Source organism: Mycobacterium sp. (assembly GCF_049683355.1).
In the GTDB taxonomy this organism is placed as follows: Bacteria; Actinomycetota; Actinomycetes; order Mycobacteriales; family Mycobacteriaceae; genus Mycobacterium.
Window position 1 is genome coordinate 1 of sequence record NZ_JBAUJB010000233.1, and the last position, 6,974, is coordinate 6,974.

6 protein-coding genes are annotated in these 6,974 nt (G+C 68.4%); 1 reads left to right on the plus strand and 5 read right to left on the minus strand.

The window, feature by feature from the left end:
• The 5 genes from WA944_RS13990 to WA944_RS14010 all read right to left on the minus strand — a co-directional run.
• Positions 1-157 (minus strand): Rv0909 family putative TA system antitoxin (locus tag WA944_RS13990; protein WP_526647049.1); only part of this gene is annotated, 157 nt, incomplete at its 3' end.
• 9 nt (positions 158-166) lie between these two features.
• Complete coding sequence (locus WA944_RS13995; RefSeq protein WP_526607889.1) at positions 167-2,554, minus strand: cation-translocating P-type ATPase; 2,388 nt, start codon at positions 2,552-2,554, stop codon at positions 167-169.
• Positions 2,551-4,155 (minus strand): serine hydrolase domain-containing protein, encoded by a 1,605-nt coding sequence (locus tag WA944_RS14000; RefSeq protein ID WP_526371872.1) that lies wholly within the window; start codon positions 4,153-4,155, stop codon positions 2,551-2,553. The genes WA944_RS13995 and WA944_RS14000 overlap by 4 nt, the downstream gene beginning before the upstream one ends.
• 27 nt (positions 4,156-4,182) lie before the next feature.
• Entirely contained in the window at positions 4,183-5,298 is a 1,116-nt protein-coding gene (locus WA944_RS14005) for an MBL fold metallo-hydrolase (protein WP_526647047.1), read from the minus strand.
• Between the two features lie 2 nt (positions 5,299-5,300).
• Positions 5,301-6,035 (minus strand): enoyl-CoA hydratase, encoded by a 735-nt coding sequence (locus tag WA944_RS14010; protein ID WP_526370300.1) that lies wholly within the window; start codon positions 6,033-6,035, stop codon positions 5,301-5,303.
• Positions 6,036-6,062: 27 nt separating this feature from the next.
• Between WA944_RS14010 and WA944_RS14015 the strand changes: the two genes are divergently transcribed.
• The coding region (locus tag WA944_RS14015; RefSeq protein ID WP_526647048.1) for a carboxyl transferase domain-containing protein at positions 6,063-6,974 on the plus strand (912 nt) is incomplete at its 3' end.

A 6,974-nucleotide genomic window follows, 5' to 3' on the forward strand; every position in this document is an offset into this window, starting at 1 on the left:
GGACGGCCTTCTTCGCGGCGTCCTGCACCTTGTTCACCTGCGAGGCGTACTTGCCCTGCGTCTTCTTGTCGACGAGGTCACCGGCCTTGTCGATCGCGGTGTCGACCTTGTCGGCGTTCTTGCCCAACAGATCCTTGGCCTTGTCGAGAAATCCCATGGGGCCAGCCTACCGTTCGCGTTGACGCCACAACCTGCGGCGTTCGCCCAGGGCTGTGCCCTGAACCCACCAGATCACCTCGACGGCCAGTGCCCCGAGCAGGCCGATTCCCAGCGCCGTGGACGTGGCCGCGACGTTGGACGTATCCAGGATGAACAGCTCGCGGGCAGCCGGGATGCTGAAGATCACGAGGTAGGCCAGGGCGGACGCCGCGACCAGCGCCACCCGCCACCATTCGTAGGGTCTGGCCACCACGGCCAGCACCCACAGCGCAGCAACCAGCAGCGTGATCAGCGCTGCGGTGGACGCCTGGGTCTGTTCGGTCTCGGTGGCCGCGCGGCCCTCGTAGGCCAACAGGTACGAGGTGAAGGTCGCGGCGCCGACGACGATCCCCGACGGCAGCGCAGAGGTCATCACGCGCCGCACGAAGCCTGGGCGGGCCCGTTCCTTGTTCGGGGCCAACGACAGCACGAACGCGGGGATGCCGATGGTGAACCAGGCCGCGATGGTGACGTGGATCGGCTGGAACGGAAAGGGCAGCGGGGCGGAGCCGAACAGCTCCGCCGACAACCCCGCCAGGCCCACAAGAACCGCGAGCAGCACCGAGTACACGGTTTTCGTCAAAAACAGATTCGAGACGCGCTCGATGTTGCCGATGACCCGGCGTCCCTCACCCACCACATAGGGCAGGGTGGCGAACTTGTTGTCCAGCAGCACGATCTGCGCCACCGCCCGAGACGCCGAGCTGCCCGAGCCCATCGCGACGCCGATGTCGGCGTCCTTGAGCGCCAGGACGTCGTTGACACCGTCACCGGTCATCGCGACCGTGTGCCCGCGCGACTGCAGCGCGTGCACCATTGCGCGCTTCTGGTCGGGCCGCACCCGGCCGAACGTCGTGCACTCCTCGAGTGTGTCGGCGAGTTCGTCGGGACCTTCCGGCAGCTCACGGGCATCCATGGTCTGTCCCGCGAGACCGAGTGAACCTGCCACCGCCCCCACCGACACCGCGTTGTCGCCCGAGATCACCTTGACTGACACCTGTTGTGAGGCAAAATAATCCAGCGTGTACCGGGCGTCGGGCCGGATTCGCTGCTCGAGCACCACCAGCGCCGCGGGGGTCACCGTGCCCGGTGCTGCGGGATCGTCGACGGGAAGGTCGCTGGAACCGAGCAGCAGCACCCGCAGTCCGCGTGCACCGATCTGTTCGGCCGCCTCGGCCGCCGGTGACGCCGGGTCCAGCAGCACATCCGGCGCTCCGATCACCCAGTCACCGTGCCCGGCGTAGGACGTACCGCTCCATTTGGTCGCCGACTTGAATGGCGCGGTGGCGGTCGCGACCCAGCCGGGCGCCGTCGTGAAAGCCTCGGCGATCGCGGCCATGCTGGCATTGGGGCGGGGGTCGTCGGCGGCGAGCTGGGCCAGGACGCCGGCCACTTCTGCTGCGCCCAGCATCTTCAGATCGCAGACCCGCATGCCGTTCTCGGTCAGCGTTCCGGTCTTGTCGGCACACACCACGTCGACGCGGGCCAGACCCTCGATCGCCGGAAGCTCGTTGACGAGGCACTGCCTGCGGCCGAGCCGGATCACCCCGACCGCGAACGCGATCGAGGTCATCAGCACCAGACCCTCGGGAACCATCGGCACCAGCGCTCCGACCATGCGCAGCACCGATTCCCGCCAGCCTGCACCGGTGGTGAACAGCTGGGTGTAGATGATCAGCGCGCCGGCGGGGACCAGCAGGTAGGTGATGAACTGCAGGATCTTGTTGATGCCGCTGCGCAGTTCGGATTTGACCAGCGTGAACTTGGAGGCCTCTTCGGCGAGCTTGGCAGCATATGCCTCGCGGCCGACCTTGGTGGCGCGGTAGGCGCCGGTTCCGGCCACCACGAAGCTGCCCGACATCACGTGGTCGCCTGCGTCCTTGGCGATCGGGTCGGCCTCACCGGTCAGCAGGGACTCGTCGATCTCGAGGTTGACCTCTTCGAGGACCACGCCGTCCACCACGATCTGGTCTCCTGGACCCAGCTCGATCACGTCGTCGAGCACCACGCCGCTGGGAGCCATCGCCTGGGTTCCGGATTGCCTGCGCACCAGTGGTTTCGCCTGGCTGACGATGGCCAGCTCGTCCAGGGTCTGCTTGGCGCGCAGCTCCTGGATGATGCCGATCGCGCTGTTGGCGATGATCAGCAGACCGAACGCTCCGTTGATCACCGAGCCGGTGGACAGCACGATGATCAGCAACACACCGAGGATCGCGTTGATGCGCGTGAACACGTTGTCGCGGACGATCTCCGAGACGCTGCGCGCCGCCCGGGTGGGGACGTCGTTGGTCTTGCCCTCGGCGACGCGCTGGGCGACTTCGTCGTCGGACAGGCCGACGACGAGGGCGCTACTCATCGGGTGAAGGTCCCTTTGCCGTCCCGGTCGTAGTACTCCAACTCCAGCCAGTCACCGTCGAACGTCGCTTTCGAGACCGTGCCCGGCGGGGCGTTCTCGTTGACGAACGAGAACGTGAACACGTCACCGTCCCAGTGCTTCAACGGCACCACCATCTTCGGCCCGAGCGCCAGCTCCAAGCCGCCGTTCTTCTCCATCACCCGCGCCGGGCCCCAGAAGAAGTTCGAGTACTGGCCCACGTAGCTGGCAAGGGGGGCGGGCGGAGCGGGGTCTGCCGGCGGCCGCTGACCGACCAGCGAACCGACCGGTTGCTCCATCTCCTCGAAGGCACCCTTGTACAACGCGTACCAGTCCTCGCGGATCTCACCGAACTGGACCAGGTCGGCGAACTCGGCGGTGAGGGTCTCCGGCACTCCGGACGGTGTGGCATTGGTGAGCGCCACGATCGCCACGTCGGCCGCGGGCAACATCACGAAGTTCGTCCCCGCCCCCAATTCGAATGCTCCGGAGTGCGACATCTCCATCCGGGCCGAGGCCGTCGCGCTGACGTTGAACCCGAACCCGTAGAAGCCCGAGCGCATCGCGGGTTCGCTGGCCCGACTCGAGACGCTCTGCGGGGTCAGTGCCGGCAGCAGCGCTTCGGGGTCGACGATCTGCTGGCCCTGATAGCTACCGTTGCCGAGCATCATCGTCAGCCACTTCGACATGTCGTTGAGCGAACTGCTGACCCCACCGGCGGGTGCCTCGGCCTGTGGGTCGCGGACGAAATCGGGTTGGTATCCGTCGTCGATGTGGATGTGTCCGACCGCACGGTTCGGGCGGACCATGTATTCGTCGAATCGCGAACTGGTCGACCCCATCCCCAGGGGTTGGTACAGCACCTGCTGGCTGAGTTCCTCCCACGACCTCCCTGCCGCGACCGCGACCGCCTCGGCTCCGGCGGTCAACCCGAAGTTGGTGTAGGCGTAGGAGGTCCGGAACGGATCGAGCGGATACTCGCGTAGCTTCTCCAGCACCAGGCGCCGGTCGTACCCGAGATCCTCCAGCAGGTCGCCCGCGTGGTCGGGCAGCCCGGACCGGTGCGAATACATGTCGCCGACGGTGACCATCCGGGTGATGGCGGGATCGGAGAGCGCGAACCAGGGCAGATGGTCAACGATCGGGGTGTCCCAGCTGATCGCGCCCTCACCGACCTGGTGTGCGACCACCGTCGCACCCAACGGCTTCGACAGCGACGCCAACTGGAACACGGTGTCCGGGTCGACCCGATTCTCCGGTGCGTCACCGTTGCGCACATCCTTGACGCCGAAACCCTTGCTGTACAGGGTTTCTCCACCGTGGACGACGGCGACCGCCATGCCGGGCACACCGGACTTCGCCATCAGGTCCTCGACCATCCCGTCGAGCTTCGACACGGCGTCGGCCACCGCGTTCTCGGGAAGTGGCATCGCAGGCACCAGGGGTGGCGGCAACTCCGGGGATCGACCCGCAGGCGGCGTCGCGGACGTCGTCGGCCCTGCGGGTTCAGCGCCGTCGGCGCCGCAACCGGCGAGCAGCGTGACCAGCAACGCGAGCGCCGCCAACCGGCCTGGGGGTTTCATGTTCAGACCGTAGCGCGTCGGGCCGGTCTACATCCGCCACCACGGGTCGTAAGTCGATTCCGAATCGACGCGCGCGCCGGGGATCGGCACCACGATGCGAACCCGTTCTTCTTCGGCGGCTGACACCAGCCGCTCGGCCGGCTCCGCCCACGGGTGCGGCGCCAGGCGGAACGTCGCCCAGTGGATCGGCACCATCAGGCCGGCATCGACGTCGGTCAGGTCGCGGTGTGCGCGCACCGCGTCCTCGGGGTTCATGTGGATGTCGGCGAACGCCGGGTGGTAGGCGCCGATCGGCAGCAGCGTCAGATCGAACGGGCCGTGCTCGGCGCCGATCTCGGTGAAGCTCTTGGTGTATCCGGTGTCCCCGCCGAAGAACGCCCGGTGCGTCGGCCCGGCGACCACCCACGAGGCCCACAACGTGGTGTCACGTGCGAGCAGTCGCCCGGAGAAATGCCGGGCCGGGGTGCAGACCAACGTCAGCTCGCCGATCCGGTGGCTCTCGTACCAGTCGAGTTCGACGATCCGGTCCTCGGGTATCCCCCACTTGCGTAGGTGGGCGCCGATGCCCAGCGGCACGATGAAAGGTGCGCGCTGGGTGCGGGCCAGCGCGACGATCGTGTCGATGTCGAGGTGGTCGTAGTGGTCGTGGCTGATCACCACCGCGTCGACAGCGGGCAGCGCCTCCAGCAGCAGCGGCACGTCGTGCATCCGCTGGGGGCCCACCGCGCGCGACGGCGAGCAGCGCTGGCTCCAGATCGGATCGGCCAGCACCCGGTAGCCGTCGACCTCGATCAACACGCTGGAGTGCCCGTACCAGCTGGCGGCAGCCTGCGACGGCGCGATGTCACCGGGTGGCACGTCGGCCAACGGGACCGGTCCGGGCGGCTTGCCGTGCGAGCCGGCGTTGGCGAGGTCGCGCAGCAGCTTGCGCTGCAGCTCGCGGTCCATCGTGAGGCCGGATGAGGTGTCTTCGAGGTTGACGAATACGCCGTCGCGATAGTTCGGAGAGCGGGAGGCCACCGCGGCGATCTCGGCGGGGCCGGCGCCCAGCGCCGCCGGAGTTCCGTGAAGCGCTCGCAGCGCCCATCCGCCGGCCAGCAGCGACGCCGTACCGAACCCGAACCGAAGCGCCGCCATCAGCATCGTCAGGCTCCCTGGAATCGGGGCGGCCGCTTCTCGATGCGCGCCACCTGGGCCTCGATCACGTCCTGGCTCGCCCATGCCCGGTCGAACAGTTCCTGGTGCTGCGGCCACGGATCCTCGTACGCACCGTCGTCGTTGAGCACCCGTTTCGCGTGCTGCAGAGCCAGCGGCGCGAAGCCGGCGATCTCGGCGGCCCACGCCTGCGCGTCGGCGAGCGTTCCGACCCGGTTGGCCATGCCGGTCTGCACCGCGACGTCGACGGTGAGCCGCTCGGCGGCCAGCAGCATGCCCCGCGCGCGGCCCGCCCCGACCAGTGACGTCAACCGACGGATGCTCCAGTTGTCCAGCGCCAGGCCGTACCTGGCCACCGGGAACTGGAAGTACGCCTCGGGGGCAACCACGCGCAGGTCGCAGATCATCGCCAGGATCACCCCGGCTCCGATCGCGGGCCCGTTGATGGCGCCGATCACCGGCACCGGCGCCTGATCGATCGCGATGTTGAGCGCCTTTGCCTTCGCGGGCAGCGCCTCGGCCACTCCCGCGGCGTCGGACAGATCCGCGCCCGAGCTGAACACGTGGCCCTGCCCGGTGAGCACGATCGCGCGCACGTCTTCGGCGGCGGCCTTCTCGATGGCGTCGCGCAGCGCGTCGACGAGTTCGACGTTCAACGCGTTGCGACGCTCGGCGCGCTGCATCTCCAAGGTCATCACGGCGCCGTCCCGGGTCACACCAATCATGGACGCAAGCCTATATAGCCTGCTTGTGTGAGCCGGATCGGTGCCCTCAGATTGCGCGACACGTTGCTGGACGAGGGGTCGTTCCGCAGCTGGGACGACCCACCGCTGGACATCGGCGCCGGTCAGGACTACCGACGGGAGTTGGCTGCCGCGGCCGCCAAGACCGGTATGGACGAGTCGGTGGTGACCGGTGAGGGCCGGGTGTTCGGGCGCCGGGTGGCGCTGGTGGCCTGCGAGTTCGACTTTCTCGCCGGGTCCATCGGGGTGGCCGCGGCGGAACGGATCACTGCGGCGGTAATGCGCGCCACCGCCGAGAAACTGCCACTGCTGGCCTCGCCTAGTTCCGGCGGCACCCGCATGCAGGAGGGCACCGTGGCGTTCCTGCAGATGGTCAAGATCGCCGCCGCTGTCGAACTGCACAAGCAGGCCCACCTGCCCTACCTCGTCTATCTGCGGCACCCCACCACCGGCGGGGTGTTTGCTTCGTGGGGCTCGCTCGGACATGTCACCGCCGCCGAGCCCGGTGCCCTCATCGGGTTTCTGGGGCCACGGGTGTACGAACATCTCTACGGCGAGCCGTTCCCGTCCGGGGTCCAGACCGCGGAGAACCTGCAACGCCACGGCGTCATCGACGCCGTCGTCCCCGTCGAGGTGTTGCGATCGACCCTCGACCGCACGCTCAAGGTGGTCTCGGACCCACCCGGGGAACCACCACCGGCACCCGAGCCCGAACCCCTTCCGGACATTTCCGCGTGGCAGTCCGTGGAGCTCTCACGCCGCCCGGACCGGCCGGGTGTCGGCCACCTGTTGCGCCACGGCACCACCGAACGGGTGCTGCTGTCGGGAACCGGACAGGGGGAAGCGGCCACCACGCTGCTGGCGCTCGCGCGCTTCGGCGGCCAGCCTGCGGTCGTGCTGGGCCAGCAGCGGGTGGTGGGT

Coding starts and splice junctions, on each gene's coding strand:
- WA944_RS13995 (WP_526607889.1), bottom strand. CDS start 2,554: ATGAGTAGCGCCCTCGTCGTCGGCCTGTCCGACGACGAAGTCGCCCAG.
- WA944_RS14000 (WP_526371872.1), bottom strand. CDS start 4,155: ATGAAACCCCCAGGCCGGTTGGCGGCGCTCGCGTTGCTGGTCACGCTG.
- WA944_RS14005 (WP_526647047.1), bottom strand. CDS start 5,298: ATGCTGATGGCGGCGCTTCGGTTCGGGTTCGGTACGGCGTCGCTGCTG.
- WA944_RS14010 (WP_526370300.1), bottom strand. CDS start 6,035: ATGATTGGTGTGACCCGGGACGGCGCCGTGATGACCTTGGAGATGCAG.